The organism is Paenibacillus sp. Y280, assembly GCF_056786335.1.
Genome location: NZ_JBXCIW010000001.1, coordinates 137,391 through 154,108, shown reverse-complemented (window position 1 = coordinate 154,108; position 16,718 = coordinate 137,391). Strand labels below are relative to the sequence as shown.

The 16,718-nt window shown below is 46.7% G+C and carries 15 protein-coding genes; all 15 read left to right on the top strand.

Annotated elements, in window-relative coordinates:
* Positions 1-110: 110 nt before the first annotated feature.
* The 15 genes from AC1TPC_RS00710 (at position 111) to AC1TPC_RS00640 (ending at position 16,602) form a co-directional block, all read left to right on the top strand.
* Positions 111-560 carry a hypothetical protein gene (locus AC1TPC_RS00710; RefSeq protein WP_482064962.1) on the top strand — a complete coding sequence of 150 codons (450 nt, stop codon included), beginning with the start codon at positions 111-113 and terminating at the stop codon, positions 558-560.
* Positions 561-565: 5 nt separating this feature from the next.
* Positions 566-1,723 carry a transglutaminase domain-containing protein gene (locus AC1TPC_RS00705; RefSeq protein ID WP_482065315.1) on the top strand — a complete coding sequence of 386 codons (1,158 nt, stop codon included), beginning with the start codon at positions 566-568 and terminating at the stop codon, positions 1,721-1,723.
* A gap of 47 nt (positions 1,724-1,770) precedes the next feature.
* Positions 1,771-3,879, top strand: coding sequence for a peptidoglycan D,D-transpeptidase FtsI family protein (locus AC1TPC_RS00700; protein WP_482064961.1), 2,109 nt, complete (start codon positions 1,771-1,773; stop codon positions 3,877-3,879).
* Positions 3,880-4,073: 194 nt separating this feature from the next.
* Positions 4,074-5,036, top strand: a complete 963-nt coding sequence (locus AC1TPC_RS00695; protein WP_482064960.1) for a metal ABC transporter solute-binding protein, Zn/Mn family — start codon at positions 4,074-4,076, stop codon at positions 5,034-5,036.
* A 29-nt stretch (positions 5,037-5,065) separates the two neighbouring features.
* On the top strand, positions 5,066-5,881 hold the full coding sequence (locus AC1TPC_RS00690; protein ID WP_482064959.1) for a metal ABC transporter ATP-binding protein: 816 nt from the start codon (positions 5,066-5,068) through the stop codon (positions 5,879-5,881).
* A gap of 3 nt (positions 5,882-5,884) precedes the next feature.
* Complete coding sequence (locus AC1TPC_RS00685) at positions 5,885-6,826, top strand: metal ABC transporter permease (protein WP_482064958.1); 942 nt, start codon at positions 5,885-5,887, stop codon at positions 6,824-6,826.
* Positions 6,823-7,692: a metal ABC transporter permease gene (locus AC1TPC_RS00680; RefSeq protein ID WP_482064957.1), complete on the top strand. Its 870-nt coding sequence runs from the start codon at positions 6,823-6,825 to the stop codon at positions 7,690-7,692. Before AC1TPC_RS00685 ends, AC1TPC_RS00680 begins: the two co-directional genes overlap by 4 nt.
* Before the next feature lie 231 nt (positions 7,693-7,923).
* The gene (locus AC1TPC_RS00675; protein WP_482064956.1) at positions 7,924-9,351 is read left to right on the top strand and encodes an ABC transporter substrate-binding protein; all 1,428 of its coding nucleotides are present in this window, start codon (positions 7,924-7,926) and stop codon (positions 9,349-9,351) included.
* Positions 9,352-9,534: 183 nt separating this feature from the next.
* Positions 9,535-10,287 carry a Cof-type HAD-IIB family hydrolase gene (locus AC1TPC_RS00670; RefSeq protein ID WP_482064955.1) on the top strand — a complete coding sequence of 251 codons (753 nt, stop codon included), beginning with the start codon at positions 9,535-9,537 and terminating at the stop codon, positions 10,285-10,287.
* 7 nt (positions 10,288-10,294) lie between these two features.
* Positions 10,295-10,777: a DUF456 domain-containing protein gene (locus AC1TPC_RS00665; protein WP_482064954.1), complete on the top strand. Its 483-nt coding sequence runs from the start codon at positions 10,295-10,297 to the stop codon at positions 10,775-10,777.
* A 30-nt stretch (positions 10,778-10,807) separates the two neighbouring features.
* Positions 10,808-11,533 carry a ThuA domain-containing protein gene (locus AC1TPC_RS00660; protein WP_482064953.1) on the top strand — a complete coding sequence of 242 codons (726 nt, stop codon included), beginning with the start codon at positions 10,808-10,810 and terminating at the stop codon, positions 11,531-11,533.
* A gap of 20 nt (positions 11,534-11,553) precedes the next feature.
* On the top strand, positions 11,554-13,197 hold the full coding sequence (locus AC1TPC_RS00655; RefSeq protein ID WP_482064952.1) for a putative polysaccharide biosynthesis protein: 1,644 nt from the start codon (positions 11,554-11,556) through the stop codon (positions 13,195-13,197).
* Between the two features lie 342 nt (positions 13,198-13,539).
* Entirely contained in the window at positions 13,540-14,244 is a 705-nt protein-coding gene (locus AC1TPC_RS00650; RefSeq protein ID WP_482064951.1) for a response regulator transcription factor, read from the top strand.
* A 14-nt stretch (positions 14,245-14,258) separates the two neighbouring features.
* Positions 14,259-15,284, top strand: coding sequence for a sensor histidine kinase (locus AC1TPC_RS00645; protein WP_482064950.1), 1,026 nt, complete (start codon positions 14,259-14,261; stop codon positions 15,282-15,284).
* Between the two features lie 94 nt (positions 15,285-15,378).
* Entirely contained in the window at positions 15,379-16,602 is a 1,224-nt protein-coding gene (locus AC1TPC_RS00640) for a polysaccharide deacetylase family protein (RefSeq protein WP_482064949.1), read from the top strand.
* Positions 16,603-16,718 lie beyond the last annotated feature (116 nt).

Here is a 16,718-nt window from a genome sequence, read left to right as displayed (position 1 = left end):
GGACAGGATATGTCTGGATAAAAAGGAAGCGAGCGTTTACGCCCTAAATTTCGTAGGGTATAATATTTTGTAATGGCATTTTGTACGAGGTATAATGGAGGGGATCAGGTTTGGAGTTTTTGAATTTTTCGACATATGATTTGGATACTTGGACAGCGTTTTTCAAAGAGCATTGGCTAATGCTTGTCATTGCGCTTATCGTACTGCTCATTATTGTCAGAATCGTAAAAACCGTTTTGAAATGGGCGATCGTCGCGGCAATCGTGCTAGGTATTGTCGTGTATAGCGGCTATAGCATGGATGATCTGAAGGCGATTGGCACAACAGCGGTAGACACGATGAAGCAGGAAGCGGTTAATGCCATGGTAGGCGAGGCAAAGGATGCGACCTTCGTGACTAACCCTGACGGTACCTTTACGGTAAAAACCAAAAATGTAGAGCTTTCCGGGGAGGCTGGCGCTTCTGAGGTTTCCGTATCATTTCGCGGGACCGAGCTTGGCAAGCTGGATATAAGCAGTGCGATACAAGCCTTCATTGACCAAGCGAAGCAGAACGGGTAATGCTAATGACCAGTTGGGTTCAATTATTTAGAGAGCCGGAGCCTATTGCCATTATCGTTCTTGTGCTGCTGCTTGGCTCTCTTGTACAAGGGCTCAGGAGAGGCGCATCGGGTTCCGCGAGGCGCCTTTTCTTTTTTGTATGGGAAGGCGTTGTTTTGGTCGCTTGTTTGGTGCTGGCAGCACAGCTTACAAATGTTTTATCTCCCGTCATCGCAAAATGGCTAATTGAACGCGTGAAGGTTCCGCAGCATGAGCTTAGCGGCTTGGAACAAGCGTGGTTCACTTTGCTGACGAGCTTGCGGGATTTTGGACTGCTGCGCTATGGCGTCTTGTTTCTGCTCGGGTATTTGCTGCTGCGCACATTGGCGGCATTTCTGGAGCCATTAGTTGCGCGCGGCGTAGAGATTATATTGCGCAGCGACAGAGAAGAGCAGGTTGCCGGCTCGCGGGGCAAGAGAAGCGCAAGCCGTGCTGCAGGCGCAATAATCGGGGCTGCGCACGGTGCAGGACGTTCATTCATTTTTGTTGCTCTGTTATTCGTTTATGTATCTCTTATTCCAAACGGCTGGTATGTCGACAAAATATCCGAATCGCAGATCTACAATAAAGCGGCCGCATGGCTGAGTCCGGTTGCGGGCGAGGTGCTGGCTGGTCAAGGACCCGTGCTTACCAAAGCGGTAGAAGCGCAGTTCCAGCAAATTTTACAACGAAAATATGAAATTATTGATTATGCCATTCCTGCCGAGATCGAGCAGGCCGCCCTTTACGTGACGAAGGATGCGGAATCGAAGGAAGATAAGGCGCGCAGCCTCTACGAGTGGCTAGGCACAAGAATTGCGTACGATTATGACAAAGCCCGAAATTATGAGGAACAGGGCATTTGGAAGGAACAAACTCCGCCCGAGACATTTGATACGCGCAAAGGCGTATGTATAGATATAGCTCGTTTGTATGCGGTAATGGCTAGGTCAGCTGGTCTAGAGGTGCGAGTGGTAACGGGTATGGGCGCTGACGGCAGAGGCGGCTTTGGTCCGCATGCTTGGAATGAAGTGCAAATTGGTGATGGCGACGGAGGCTGGATTCCGCTGGATGCCACCTGGGCAAGCGCAGGAGACTGGTTTAATCCGCCGTCATTTGATGATACTCATATTCGAGATGCTTAGCCAGGCCAAAAGGTTAATTTTATTTAATGGATATGAGGTGATTCAACGTGCAAGATGATCCGCAAAAGCGGGAGATTATAAATCGGCGTCATTTTTCGTTTCGATTGAACTTATTTTTCTTTGTAACATTCGCATTGTTCAGCGTTTTAATTGTTCGGCTCGCGATCTTGCAGTTCGTAGAGGGTCCTACGCTTAGCGCGGAGGGTCTTCGCAAAGCTACGCGGAGTGACAAGATTCCACCGATTCGCGGCAATATTTACGATTCTACGGGCTATCCAATCGCTTATTCAACCTCAACCCAATCCTTGTATTTCAGCATTCAGCCTGAGCCTAAGCTGGAGGATGCCAAACAAAATGCGCGGGATATGGCTGCTAAATTGATAAAGGTATTCTCCGAATTCGGAGATCCTGAAAAGGCAATGACGGTGGATGATATTATCCGTCAAATGGACCTTGATTTTAGACGGAACAACATTTCAACGCCAAGGCGCATAAAATCCGGCTTGACGAATGACGAGATCGCTTATTTCATGGAAAACCGCACCGCGTTTAAAGGCATCGACATCATGGAGGAAAGCGTTCGGAATTATGACACGGACACGATTGCCGTGCAGCTCGTCGGTTATCTGAAGAAATATAAAGGCGTCAGGGAAACGCTTGATTTCTACAAGGAAAAAACGACGGAAGAGGATGAGACTCTTCAGTATTTAGAAGAAGAGGATGTGGGCATGGACGGCCTTGAGTTTATGTATCAAGACGTTCTGCGCGGGAAAAATGGCTTGAAGACGTACCCGGTCAACAATGCTGAGCGCATTATAGGCCCTATGCAAATTACGACTCCTGAAAAGGGCTCCGACATTTATTTAACCATTAATAAAAACGTGCAATTAAAGACAGAGACTGCCATTATGGATCAGCTGAAAAAAATAACGAAATCAACGAACAAATATGAACGCGCCGAATATGCACAAACGGGATTTGCTGTAGCGATGGAAGTCGATACGGGAAAAGTCGTGGCGATGGCGAGCATGCCGGACTATAATCCGAATATTTGGGCGGGTGGAAGCATTAGTCCAGCGGATTATGATAACTTCTCAAACATATTGTCTAACGGGACGATCCGTACCGTTTATGGAAAGTACTCGGAGAAGGAACGCAGAGAGCATCCTTCTTCAATCGTACCGCTTGGCTCTACTATGAAGCCTCTTTCGGTACTTATCGGCTTGAATGAGAAGCTGTTTACGACAACCGAGCAGTTTCATGATACAGGGGTGTTCACGTTCGGTAAATCGGGCTATGAGCGCAAAATTAAAAACTCGCAAAATAAAGTATACGGCTACATCGATGGTGCGGAAGCGATTGAGCATTCTTCCAATCCATTTATGGCATCAATGGTTGGCAATAAGCTTTACTCGCGAGGCACCGTGAACGGCAAGAGCAGTGTTGAGATTTGGGATGATTACATGAAGCAGTTCGGACTTGGCGTGCTTACAGGCAGCGGCCTTCCGAACGAATTGAAGGGCGTTATCGATTATTTTGATTCTGCTAAGAGGTTTAGTACTCAATCTGCGCTTATTTTTGCCTCATTCGGTCAACAAGGCCGTTATACGACGCTGCAGCTTGCCCAATATACAGCGATGCTTGCCAATCACGGCAAACGGATGAAGCCGCAATTTGTTAATCAAATAAAGGACTCAGACGGGAATGTCGTTCAAGGCTATACGTCTGAAATTTTGAATGAGGTAAATTACCCCGACAAATATTGGAAAGAGATTGAAGCAGGCATGTCCAAGGTTAGCTCGCAAGGCTTCGAAGGCGTAGATTACAGCTATATGCGGAAGACAGGTACATCGGAGCAGGATGTAGCTAAGCGTACGGCTGAGAATGCGGTTTTTATTGCCTTTGCACCTGCGGATAAACCTAAGCTTGCGGTTGCGGTCGTTGTGCCGGACGGCGGCTTCGGCGGCTATGGAGCTTCGCCAATCGCGCGTAAAATTTTTGATGCCTATGACGAGGAAATTGGTTTATATGGCGTGCCTAAGAAAAAGGCAAATGACAATGCAAATGCTAATGCAAATGCTAATGGTACAGGAACAAATGAAAACGTGGCAAACGGAGAGAATGCCGGCAATGCCGGAACAGGCGCGAATGAATAATGAATCGCTTTAAGCAGGCTGGAGCATAAGCTCCAGTTTTTTTATATTTGTAAATGCGGGTATTTTTTAAAATAAAAGTTGCACTAGAGAAACATTTTTGTGTATTATAAACAAAGAGGCAGAAGGCAAACTAATTTCATAAGGGCTAACTAATGAGCATATAAAAAATGACAAGGAAGCAGGAGGTTTTATTTATGCGTAAAACGTACAAGGCAAATTCAGCTCTTCGCAGATTCATTATGACCATTATATTTTTGGCGGTAACGGCAATTGCAACATCAGCCTGCGGTCAGCAGCAATCGACATCTGAGGGCGGCGGCAAGCTAAACATTACAGCGACTACGGGAATGATTGCGGATGTTGCCCAGCAGGTAGGCGGCGAGTTTGTCGAAGTAAGCGGCTTAATGGGAGCGGGAATCGATCCCCACTTGTACAAAGCGTCTCAAGGCGATGTGAAGAAGCTGGATGATGCGGACATCATCTTTTATAACGGATTGCATTTAGAGGGCAAAATGGCTGAGATGTTCGAATCGCTGGAGAAACGCAAGCCTACGGTTGCTGTATCCAAGTATTTGACGGAGGAACAGCTGCACGCTGCCCCGGGACAAGGAGCAGGCATGCATGACCCGCATATCTGGTTTAATGTAAAGCTTTGGATTTCTGCAGCGGAAGTCATTCGCGATACATTGGCGGAGAAGGATGCTTCCAACGCAGATTACTACAAAGAGCGTGCAGCGACCTACATCAAACAGCTCGAAGAGCTGGATAGCTATGCGAAGGAGCAAATCGCCTTAATTCCTGAAGCGAGTCGCATATTAGTAACGGCTCACGATGCTTTTGGGTATTTTGGCGAAGCATACGGGTTAACTGTCACGGGTTTGCAAGGGATGAATACGATGTCTGAATACGGATCGAAGGATGTCAGCAAGCTGCGCGACTACTTGGTCGAGAAAAAAATCAAAGCTGTCTTTATTGAATCCAGCGTTCCCAAAAAATCGATTGAAAGTGTCATTGAAGGAGCGCGTCAATTAGGCCATGAGGTGAATATTGGCGGAGAGCTCTTCTCCGACGCAATGGGTGATGCGGGTACGGAGGAAGGAACGTATATCGGAATGGTGAAGCACAACGTCGATACGATTGTAGCCGCCTTGAAATAGCAAACAATGAGCAATGAAAGCGAGTGATAATGATGAGCCAAACTTATACAGCAGTGAAGACTCAGCCTAATAAGACGACGATAGCACCGCTTGCCATCAAGGGATTAAGCGTAGCGTATCAGAAGAAGCCGGTGCTTCGCAATGTTTCCTTTGAAGTAAGCGAAGGCGAGCTTGTCGGTGTAATCGGACCGAATGGAGCCGGAAAATCGACGCTGATGAAGGCGGCGCTTGGTCTTATTCCGAGCATCGGCGGTGAAGTGCTAGTCTACGGAAAGCCTTATAAGCAGCAGCGGAAAATAATCGGTTATGTGCCGCAGCGCGAATCGGTTGATTGGGATTTCCCGACGAATGCGCTTGATGTCGTGCTAATGGGCCGTTATGGTCATTTGGGCTGGTTTCGCCGTCCTGGCGCGAAGGATAAGGCGTTAGCGATGGAGAGCCTGAGCAAGGTCGGAATGGCGGATTATGCAGGCAGGCAAATCAGCCAGCTGTCAGGCGGACAGCAGCAGCGCGTGTTCCTGGCGCGCGCGCTGGCGCAGGATGCGAAGCTGTATTTTATGGATGAGCCCTTCGCGGGCGTTGACGCCGCAACGGAGAAAGCGATTATTACCCTTCTTCAGGAGCTGAAGCTGCAGGGGAAAACCGTTATAGTCGTGCATCATGATCTTGCGACCGTACAGGATTATTTCGACTCTGTTCTTCTGCTTAATGTGGAGCTTCAAGCCTATGGTCCGACGGAGCAAACCTTTACACAAGAAAAATTACAGCGCACATACGGCGGGAGACTCGCCTTTCTTGATCGCAGCCTTCAGCCTCCGTCTTATCATGGCGGAAAGGGTGAGTGAGCTATGGATAAAATATGGTCAATGCTGGCTGATCCGAACATGCAGTGGATCTTTCTTGGCTGCACGATGCTTGGGCTAAGCAGCGGAGTAATCGGATGCTTCTCTTATTTGCGCAAGCAAAGCTTGATGGGCGATACGCTCGCTCATGCAGCTCTGCCCGGAATATGTATCGCTTTTATGCTTACGGGAATCAAATCGATAGGTATATTTTTGATTGGTGCGGGTATTGCCGGCATAGTCGCAACGTTCGGCATCGGGTATGTAACGAGAAATTCCAAGCTTAAGCAGGATGCGGCAATGGGCATCGTGCTGTCAGGTTTTTTTGGACTCGGAATTGTGCTTCTTACATTAATTCAGCATGGCAATTACGGCAATCAAGCAGGGTTGGATAAGTTTCTGTTCGGCCAGGCGGCATCGATGATCGCCTCGGACGTTATCACGATGACAGTTGTCTGCGTGTCGCTTATTACGATATGCACCCTGCTCTTTAAACAATTTAAAATCATTTCCTTTGATCCGGGCTTTGCCAGAGGCATCGGCTATCCGGTAGCTTTTCTCGAGCAATTGCTTATGTTTCTTATTGTAGTAGCTGTCGTTGCCGGCATACAGGCGGTAGGAGTCGTGCTCGTAGCGGCGCTCCTTATCACGCCTGCCGTATCTGCGAGATATTGGACGGACCGACTAGGGCTTATGGTCGTATTGTCAGGCTTGTTCGGAGCTGTCAGCGGAGCAGCAGGTACATGGATTAGTGCATCTGTATCCAATTTGCCGACCGGGCCCGTAACGGTTCTAGCAGCTACGCTGCTCTTCTGTTTTTCGATTCTGTTCGGCCCTCAGCGCGGCTTGATTGCCAAGCGGCTGCTGCGCCAAAAAGTAAAGCAGCGCTTTATAAGAGAAAACGAGCTGCATCTTGAGAGCGGCGTGAAGAAGGAGGCTGCCCTATGAGCGACTTTTGGATTTTGCTGACGGGGGCGCTCGTTGCTAGCTGCTGCGGCGTTCTAGGCGTATTTCTTGTGCTTCGCAAAATGGCGATGATAGGCGATGCGATTAGCCACTCTGTCATGCCGGGTATCGTTATCGCATTTTTGCTAAGCGGCTCTCGCGATTCGCTCCTTATGATGTTCGCTGCACTCTTATGCGGGTTGCTGACCACATTTCTCATTCAAATGTTCCAGCAAAGCGGCATTCAATCGGATGCGTCAATCGGAGTAGTATTTACGTCTTTATTCGCTATTGGGGTCGTACTCGTCAGTTTATATGCGCGTCAGGTGCATTTGGACCAGGATGCCATTTTGTACGGTGAAATTGCTTATGTGCACTGGAATATTTGGGAGCTAGGCGGCATCAGTATGGGGCCGAAGGCCGTGTGGCTGCTAGGAGTAACCCTCTTTGTCATCGTGACGGTAATCGCATTATTTTACAAGCAATTCAAGCTATGTGCATTCGATCCGGCGCTTGCAGCAGCAATCGGCATTCCTGTAGCTGTTTTTCATTATTTGCTGATGGGCCTCGTCTCGATGGCAACGGTCAGCTCCTTTGAGAGTGTAGGTGCTATTCTTGTCGTAGGCTTGCTGATCATACCGGCCTCCACTGCTTATTTGCTTACGGATCGCCTTGGAATCATGATCGCACTGAGCGTAGCTGTTGGCGTAGCTAGTTCGTTTATCGGTTACGGGGCTGCCGTCATGCTGGACGCATCGATAGCGGGCTGCATGGTATGCGCGGCAGCGCTGCTGTTTGTCATTGCATTTCTATTCTCGCCTTCGCAGGGCGTTATTATCAAGAAGCTGCGCATGAGAAGACTAGCCTAATCGTAGAGGGATAAATGGACGGTATATAGTGAAAAGCATCCGATTATGGGATGCTTTTTTTTGTATAAATCGAGCGTTATACAGGTAGTATGCCTTTGCAATTTAGCGGAGCCTGCTCCTTTTTTATTGATTTCCTCCTAAAAATGATTAATATCTGCAACTTTTATCCAGTAAGAAACGTTCTATATTTGTTACATATTAGGAGATAATAAAGGAGAGAGGAAATCTAAAATGAAAGCATTGTCTAAATTTGTTTTGCCGTTTGTAATCATTGCTATTATTTTATCAGGCTGCAGCTTCGGAGGAGACGGTAAGGGAGCAGATAATAATCAGCCATCGACTCTGAAAGTTATGTATTACGATGAAAGTGCTTTTTTCCAGGAATACGGCATGGTGTTCTCCGCTTTGCACCCAAATGTTGAAATTGAAGTTATATCTACTCAAAGTATGTATACAGGTGATATGAAGGACTATGAAGCTGTACTGGACAAGCTGATTGAAGAGAAGCAGCCTGATATCCTTATGCTGAATCCAGAACAGTACAAGAAGATGGCGCAGGATAACAAGCTTTATGATCTTGATGCTGTGATGGAGAAAGAGAAATACGACACTGAAGGACTCATCCCAGGCATGCTTGATTATTTGAGAGAAGAGGGCGGCGGCAAGCTGTACGCTATTTCTCCGAATTTTTATAGCCAGGTTTTATTCTATAACAAGGATTTGTTTGAGAAATACCAGATAGAGCTCCCAACCGATCGAATGAGCTGGGATGCTGTTCTGCAGCTTGCCCGCCGCTTTCCGACAGATGGGGAACCTAAGGATCGGATCTATGGTTTGAAAATGGGCTATAACGAGGAGCTATTCGACGTAGCAAGCATGTTTGCTTCTTCCGAAGGCGTTAATTTTGTGAATGCGGCGCAAAAGCAGATGACGATTAATACAGATTCATGGAAGCATGCGCTCCAGACTGCACTAGATGCGATCGATTCGAAGGCACTCTATTTTGAAAGCATGAATAATCAAGAATCAAACATGGGGCAATCGTATGAGGATTATTTGCTAAGGGATCCTTTCTTATCCGGGCGCTTGGCAATGGCAATTGGAGATAACAATTTTATCTCTCAAATTAAGCAAGCAAGCAGCAATGAAAAGGTTAAGGATAAAATTATTAAAAATTGGGATTTGGTTACCGTTCCTGTCGGACAACAAAATCCGGATCAATCCAGTATGATGTCGTTTCATAATTTGTTTGCAATAAAAGCGGATTCCCCGAACAAGGAAACGGCATGGGAATTCCTTAGCTATGTGACTAGTGAGGATTACGCTAGGGTAAAAACGAAGTCCAATAACTATGGCGGCATGCCGGTTCGAACGAAATTTATAACAGATCCTGAAGGACGAAATTACGCGGCATTTTATAATTTGAAGCCAAGCAATAACAATAGTTATCGAGATTTTGACAAGCTGCCTCAAAGCTTCTTTGGAGAGTTTAGAATGGCTGCCCAGAAAGAGCTTCAGAAGGTGAAGGATGACAAGCAGACGGTTGAGGAAGCGCTTGGCATTTTGCAGGTAAAAGGTCAGGAGATGCTCCTCAAGGAGGACCCGGTCGTTTCGGAAGAGGCGCCTTCAACTGAAGTGAATACGACCGTTGTCGAGTAAGGAATCGGGTTGAGGATCTAGGGAGCAAGCCTTCGCGTCTATGCGGGGCCTGCTCCTTTTTGTTATGTTCCTATGATGTTTGAAATTGTGGAGCTACTTTCATTTGGAATCTGTCGCAAATGTGCTAAAATAATTTACTAGCTAGGTAAATAAGTGATACGGCTTTTACGAGGAGGCACAATATTGGGAGATTACAAATTGCTTGCGCTCGACATGGACGGGACGCTGCTGAATGAGCAAAGTGAAATTAGCGTTGAAAACGCGGAGTGGATTCAAAAAGCACTTGATGCAGGAGTTATTGTCACCTTCTCAACCGGACGGGGCTTTCGCAGCGCGCTGCCTTATGCAGAGCAGCTGAAGCTGGAGACGCCTATGATTACGGTAAACGGCAGTGAAATATGGCATCGTCCACATGTGCTGCATAAGCGCACGCATCTCAGCGCTGTCTATGTGCAGAGGCTGCATGAGCTAGCGCTTTCGCATGGCGAGCCGTGGTTCTGGGCATATACGGCCGATGATATTTTTAATAAGGAAAAATGGATTAGCCCCGCCGTTGATTATGCGTCGCATCATTGGCTGAAGTTTGGCTACTACACGGAGGATGACAGCATCAGAGAGAAGCTGCTTGCCGAAGTGCAAAGCTGGGGAGCGCTTGAGATTACGAATTCCTCGCCTCATAATTTGGAGCTTAATCCACTTGGCATCTCAAAGGCAAGCGCGCTTCAAGAGCTATGCGGCCTGCTCAATATCGAAATGTCGCAGGTTATTGCTGTTGGCGACAGCTTAAATGATATTGCCGCTATTCGTGAGGCAGGTCTAGGCGTGGCAATGGGCAATGCCCAGGAGGCTGTGAAGGAAGCGGCTGACTTTATTACATTTACGAACAACGAGCATGGCGTAGCAGAGGTAATCAAGCGGTACCTTTTGAAGGGATGAGGAACGAATGGATATTTTAGGCTGGACATTAGTCATATTGCTGTTTGTTGTAGGGATGGCCGGGGCTATTTATCCAATCCTGCCCGGAGCACTTGCCATATATGGCGCATTTTTTGTTTATGGTTGGTTTTTTACGTTTAGTGAATTTGGCTTTTTGTTTTGGAGTTTTCAGACGATCATTGTTGTTGTGCTGTTTATCGCCGATTATGCCGTCAGCGCCTGGGGCGTCAAACGATTTGGCGGCTCGCGAGCCTCGGTTATCGGCAGTACGATCGGCCTTATCTTTGGACCTTTTATCATTCCTGCGTTTGGTCTCATTATCGGTCCCTTTGTTGGTGCTGTAATTGGAGAAGTTATTATCGGAACAAACTTTAAAAATTCGCTAAAAGTTGGACTTGGATCGGTCGTCGGTTTATTCACGAGCGTTGTTGTGAAGTTTATTTTGCAGCTGGCTATGATCGTGCTGTTTGTGTTGTGGCTTGTTTTCTAATTGGAATGAAATGAAAAGGTGGATAAGACTATGATTAAAGTAACGGTTTGGAATGAATTTTTACATGAGAAGATTCACGATGAAGTGAAGAGCGTCTATCCAGACGGCATTCATCAAGCTTTGGCCAAAGGCGTTGCAAGCGGCGACATTGAAGTTGCTACAGCTACGCTGGAGGAGCCTGAACACGGGCTTACAGAGGAGCGTCTAGCGAATACGGATGTTCTGATTTGGTGGGGACATATGGGGCATGATCAGGTGGATGATGCCATTGTGGAGCGTGTGCAGCAGCGCGTACTTGCGGGCATGGGCTTGATTGTCCTGCATTCCGGTCATTTCTCGAAAATTTTCAAAAAGCTGATGGGTACGGGTTGTGATCTAAAATGGCGTGAAGCAGGCGAGAAGGAGCGTATTTGGGTCGTTAATCCAGCTCACCCGATTGCAGCGGGCTTGCCTGAGTACATCACGATTGAGCATGAGGAAATGTATGGCGAGCACTTCGACATTCCAGCGCCGGATGAGCTTGTATTCGTAAGCTGGTTCGAGGGCGGAGAAGTATTCCGCAGCGGCTGCACATTTAGTCGCGGCCAAGGCAAAATCTTTTATTTCCGTCCGGGGCATGAAACATACCCAACTTACTATAACCCGCAAGTGCTGCAGGTCATTCAGAATGCTGTACGATGGGCAGTACCATCGAACACGGCTGTGCCGGTTCGCGGCAACCACCAGCCGCTTGAGCCCATTGGCAATAAAGGATAGGGAGACTTGGACAGACCATTATGTTAAAAAAAGACTCATTAATTAAAGGCACATTAATACTGGCTGCCGCTGCGCTGATCGTGCGGTTTCTTGGGCTATTCCAGCGTATTCCGCTCGATTATATGCTGGGCCCTGCGGGCCAGGCGGCCTTTAATTCTGCTAACACGATTTATTTATTGCTTCTGACTATCGCTACCGGAGGAATTCCGCTCTCCATTAGCAGAATGATCTCAACACGTTATGCACTCGGCAGGCCCGATGAAGCTAAGCGTATTTACAAAGCGGCATTGATGTTCGGAACCGTAACTGGGCTGCTTCTTGCTACTGCTATGTTTGTCTTTGCACCTGCCTATGAAAGAATATCCAAGGTTCCGGATTCCGTCTTATCCTTGCAGGCTATCGCGCCTGCGCTGCTTTTGTTCCCAATAATCGCGATGATGCGAGGTTATTTTCAAGGCAGACAAATTATGTCCGCAGGCGGCATTTCGCAAATTATGGAGCAAATTTTAAGGCTGATCGGCGGTATCGGGCTGGCGCTGATTGTACTCGGCTGGGGTTGGGGCGATAAGTATGGAGCAGCGGCAATTGCCTTCGGCTCCGTACTCGGAAGTATTGGCGCCTTCTCGGTCATGATGTGGTTTTGGCGTAAGCTGAAGAAGCAGGATCGAGTTGAGCTTGCAAAATCCTCGGCTGCGGGACAGGATAAACTGCAAAGTCCAAGGTCCAACTTGCCTTATCGTACGATTTATAAAGAGATATTCCGTACTTCCATTCCAGCTGTTGTTACGGCAATGACAGTGCAGTTTTTGTACTTTTTTGATACGACGCTGTTTATGCGGCTGACGCAGTCTTTCTATAATGAAGCTTCGGCAACGAGAGTTTTGGCGGATTATACGACGAGGGCGATGGGGATTGCCGGCATACCGCCGATTTTGGCAATTGCGCTTGGGGCATCGATTATCCCAGTCATTTCATCAGCTTTTTCACTTAACAATATGAAGGAAGTGCAACGTCAATCCTCGCTTGTTATGCGGATCGTTTGTTTTACCGGCGTACCGGTTGCTTTGTTGCTGACTGTAGCTTCTTATTCCGTTACGGGCTTGCTCTTTACGAGCCCAGGCGGCAGCGGCACAGTAGCTATGCTTACGGCGGGTGCGATTTTTCAAATTACGATGATGACATCAAATTCGATTTTGTATGGATTAAATCAGCCTAAGTTGCCTATGAACCATACGTTTATCGGATTGGGGCTTAAAGTAGTTTCAAGTATTGCGCTTGCGCCGTTACTTGGCGTATATGGCCTTATTATTGGTTCAACCATTTGCTTTATCGTCATTACTGTGCTTAATATAAGAGCGATCAAGAAGGAAGTTAAGCTGAACGTGCTAGGCAGCAAATGGCTTGCCTATATGGCAGCAATTGCTGTGCCAGCCTTGGCTGGCTGGGGCGCGGAATACGGCGTGCTGGCACTGACGGAGTCATGGGCGAACAAGTTGTCTTATTTGGCAGCGGGAGCAGTGACATCGCTAGTAGTCGGCGGACTTTACGTCATCTTGCTGGCAGCGCTCCGGGTCATTACGCCGGAGGATGTTCGGTCATTCCCTGGGCCGCTGCGGAAGGTACTAAATCTTATTTTAAAACCATTCTATAAAAAAGCGGTTTAAATTTGTTTAAGAGAAAAGGATGCAGCCCGTCAAACGGGCTGCGTCCTTTTTCTGTTTACTGGCAGGTTGGGGAGCAGGCAATAAGCACGTATATGCTCTTACAGCGTAAAAGTAACGTGAGTTTGATGTTTGTAAGAACCTATAGGTGCTTATTGAGCGAAATCGACGTGTGAGTTAGGTCGAAAGCAGGCTGTAAGCACGTATATGCACGCAATAATGGGTTGTTCCAGAAGCGGCAACTGCTGATAGCTGGAACTGTCTATTTTCAATTTTCTGAAAATAACCAAATGATGGATATCGTGCTATATTTATGAATAGTAACAATTTGAAAGGAGTATAGGGATGAATAGGGAAACGATTCTTATGGTAGACGATGAAAAAGAAATTTTAAGCTTGATGGACATTTATTTTAATAATGATGGTTTTACGATGTTGAAGGCGTCTAACGGACTTGAAGCGCTGGAGCAGCTAAAAAATCATAAGGTTGATCTTATTATTTTAGATGTGATGATGCCAGTTATGGATGGTCTAGAGGCCTGCATGAAAATTCGTGAAAAAAATCATATACCAATCATAATGCTTTCTGCTAAAACGCAGGATATCGATAAAATTTCCGGCTTAAGCCTCGGTGCAGACGAATATGTAACTAAACCCTTTAGCCCGCTGGTGCTGCTGGCAAGCGTCAAATCGCATATACGCAGAGCGAAGCAATTTCATGCCAATTCCGTTATTAACGTCAATGAAATAATTAACGATGATCTGATTATCAATATTGCGACGCATACCGTTACTGTCGATCAGGAGGAGATCAAGCTCACTCCTCGCGAATTTGCAATTCTTAAGCTGCTTGCGGTCAATCGGGGCATCGTTTTGAGCATGGATAAAATTTATGAGGAAGCTTGGAACGAGCCGTTTATGGAATCCAAAAACACGGTCATGGTCCACATCCGCAAAATTCGCGAAAAAATTGAAAAGGATACTCAAAATCCGAAGTTTGCAGCAAGCTGTTCCGCACGATTCGCTGGACGTTTATGTATGCTTTTCTAAAAAGTTTAGGACTTATGATTTGCTTCGTCATTGCGGGGCATTTGATCGCTTATGTTCTCATACAATATACATCCTATGACCGAACCTTGGTTTGGATCGTGAATCATATCGGCTCTGCGCCTGTTATTGCGATTGTTGGCTGCTTGCTGTTTCTTGCCTTCTTTTTCTGGACGAGCAGGAATATGATGTTGTATTTAAAAGAAATACGCCAAGGGCTTCAGCAGATGGCAGCCGGAGAGCTTGATCATGTTATTCCGGTCAAAGCCGCTGATGAGCTTGGAGAGATCGCCGGCAGCATCAACATTCTAGGCAAGCAATTCCAGCAATTGCTGCAGGAAGAAAGAAACGCCGAGAAAACGAAAAATGATTTGATAACCGGCGTTTCGCATGATCTCCGCACACCTCTTACGTCCATATTGGGGTTTCTAGAGCTTATCGAGAACGATCGTTATCAGGACGAGGTGGAGCTTCGTTATTTCGTAAACATTGCCTTCGAGAAATCGCAGCATTTGAAGCGATTAATTGACGATTTGTTTGAATACACGAAGCTGAACAACGGCATGCCGCTCGCTTTAGCGGAGCTGGATATCGTGGGTTTCACGATGCAGCTCACCGAGGAATTTGTCCCAAGTCTGGAGAAGGCGGGGATGAGCTGCCGCATCCAAACAGCAGAAGAGGCCTTATGGATTATGGCTGACGGCGATTTACTCGTGCGCGCCTTCGACAATCTCATAGCCAATGCGATTCAATACGGCCATGTTGGAAAATCGATTGATATTCGTATTGAGAAGACGCGAGATGAGGCGATTGTTCAAATCGTTAACTATGGCGAACAAATTCCAGCTAAGGATGTTCCCTATATTTTTGATCGTTTTTACCGTGTTGACCAAGCTAGGTCTGCTGAATCGGGAGGCACCGGGCTTGGTCTTGCGATTACGAAAAGCATCATCGAGGCTCAGGGAGGAGCTATTTCGGTTAGCAGCACTGCGAAGGAAACGATATTTGAAACACGGTTTCCTCTGCCGCATAGCAAAGTTTAAGAATTCGTTAAGCAATTGGTAAGCGAAAAGATGCCCGGCCGATAAGATCCGTCCTCTACACTACTCATTAATTAGACCAAGGAGGAGAAGTTAAATGGATCGTATAAGGCAAACTGCGATCGCAGCCGTAATCGCGACAGCTATGATGGTGGGATGGTTGATGACGGGCTGCTCGAATGAAAAGAAGGTAAATCTTCAATTTGTAATCAACGATACAAAAATGGAGACTAAAGCGTCCGCGCTCATCCGTGACGGCAGACTGATGGTGCCGGAGAGCTATCTTGAGCAAATATCTCAAAAACAAATTGAATGGCTGAACCTGCCTCCAAAAAACAATGCTGCCTATTATTCGGATCAGGTAGCCGTGCTTATGTATCATGATATCGCACCGAACCCTCTTGACGATTCCATTATAGCTCTCGAGCGATTTGAGAAGCAGATGAGCCTATTGAAGCAAAGCGGATTTCAAGTCATTAGTCTGGAACAATATGAAAGCTTTATACTATCGAATGGCGAAGTGCCGGATAATGCGGTATTGATTACTTTTGATGACGGCTATGAAAGCTTTTATACGTTTGCCTTTCCTGTTTTGAAGAAATACGGCTACCCGGCTACTAACTTTGTCATCGTATCTTCGGTTGGCGACCGTACTAAGCCGCAAACAGCCAAGCTAACCTGGGATCAAATGAGGACCATGCAGCAAGAAGGGATGAGCTTTCGCAGTCATACTTATAATATGCATGTATATGGCGCGGTGAATGAAGCTGGCGATACAACGCCAGTCATGGTGAGACATATTTATGACAAAGTGAGTCAAAGGAACGAAACAGAGGATGAATACGTCAAACGTGTGGTCGAGGATTTGCAAAAAGCCGAGGAAATGCTGCGGAGTGAGCTGGGAAATACGCAAAGCGCACTCGCCTTTCCATATGGAGCCTACAACGCAGGTGCCTCAGAGCTAGCGAGTGCTTCAGGCATTCTGATAAAATTTAGTACAAAAGAAGGCATAAACTCGAGATTCCATCACACAGGCTACCGCATTAATGGTACGAAAGCAGGTGAAACCGAAGAACAATTGATCGATAAGCTGAAACGATTAGGCAGTCATACGGAGAAAGACGGCAATGCAGCCATTATGATTATGGACGGACAAGAGGCTGTGGACATAGGCTTTTCCAAAAATGAAGATACACAAGAAAACATGATTTCTTTACGTGATTTTTGCCGTTTTTTTGACTGGACAATCGTCTGGAATGAGCGGCAGGAGCTCGTCGAGATCAAGATGCTTCAATCGCCATATTCAGAGGAAAAATCCTAACAAATTCGACAAAACTAGCTCTTTCCATACATTTACAATACATAGTGTCTCCTGTACAATAAGTAGAGTTTGTAAATAAAGCGGACTTATACTTGGCGTTATAAAAGGAGACGAAT

Coding starts and splice junctions, on each gene's coding strand:
- AC1TPC_RS00705 (WP_482065315.1), top strand. CDS start 566: ATGACCAGTTGGGTTCAATTATTTAGAGAGCCGGAGCCTATTGCCATT.
- AC1TPC_RS00695 (WP_482064960.1), top strand. CDS start 4,074: ATGCGTAAAACGTACAAGGCAAATTCAGCTCTTCGCAGATTCATTATG.
- AC1TPC_RS00690 (WP_482064959.1), top strand. CDS start 5,066: ATGATGAGCCAAACTTATACAGCAGTGAAGACTCAGCCTAATAAGACG.
- AC1TPC_RS00685 (WP_482064958.1), top strand. CDS start 5,885: ATGGATAAAATATGGTCAATGCTGGCTGATCCGAACATGCAGTGGATC.
- AC1TPC_RS00680 (WP_482064957.1), top strand. CDS start 6,823: ATGAGCGACTTTTGGATTTTGCTGACGGGGGCGCTCGTTGCTAGCTGC.
- AC1TPC_RS00675 (WP_482064956.1), top strand. CDS start 7,924: ATGAAAGCATTGTCTAAATTTGTTTTGCCGTTTGTAATCATTGCTATT.
- AC1TPC_RS00665 (WP_482064954.1), top strand. CDS start 10,295: ATGGATATTTTAGGCTGGACATTAGTCATATTGCTGTTTGTTGTAGGG.
- AC1TPC_RS00660 (WP_482064953.1), top strand. CDS start 10,808: ATGATTAAAGTAACGGTTTGGAATGAATTTTTACATGAGAAGATTCAC.
- AC1TPC_RS00655 (WP_482064952.1), top strand. CDS start 11,554: ATGTTAAAAAAAGACTCATTAATTAAAGGCACATTAATACTGGCTGCC.
- AC1TPC_RS00650 (WP_482064951.1), top strand. CDS start 13,540: ATGAATAGGGAAACGATTCTTATGGTAGACGATGAAAAAGAAATTTTA.
- AC1TPC_RS00645 (WP_482064950.1), top strand. CDS start 14,259: ATGATTTGCTTCGTCATTGCGGGGCATTTGATCGCTTATGTTCTCATA.
- AC1TPC_RS00640 (WP_482064949.1), top strand. CDS start 15,379: ATGGATCGTATAAGGCAAACTGCGATCGCAGCCGTAATCGCGACAGCT.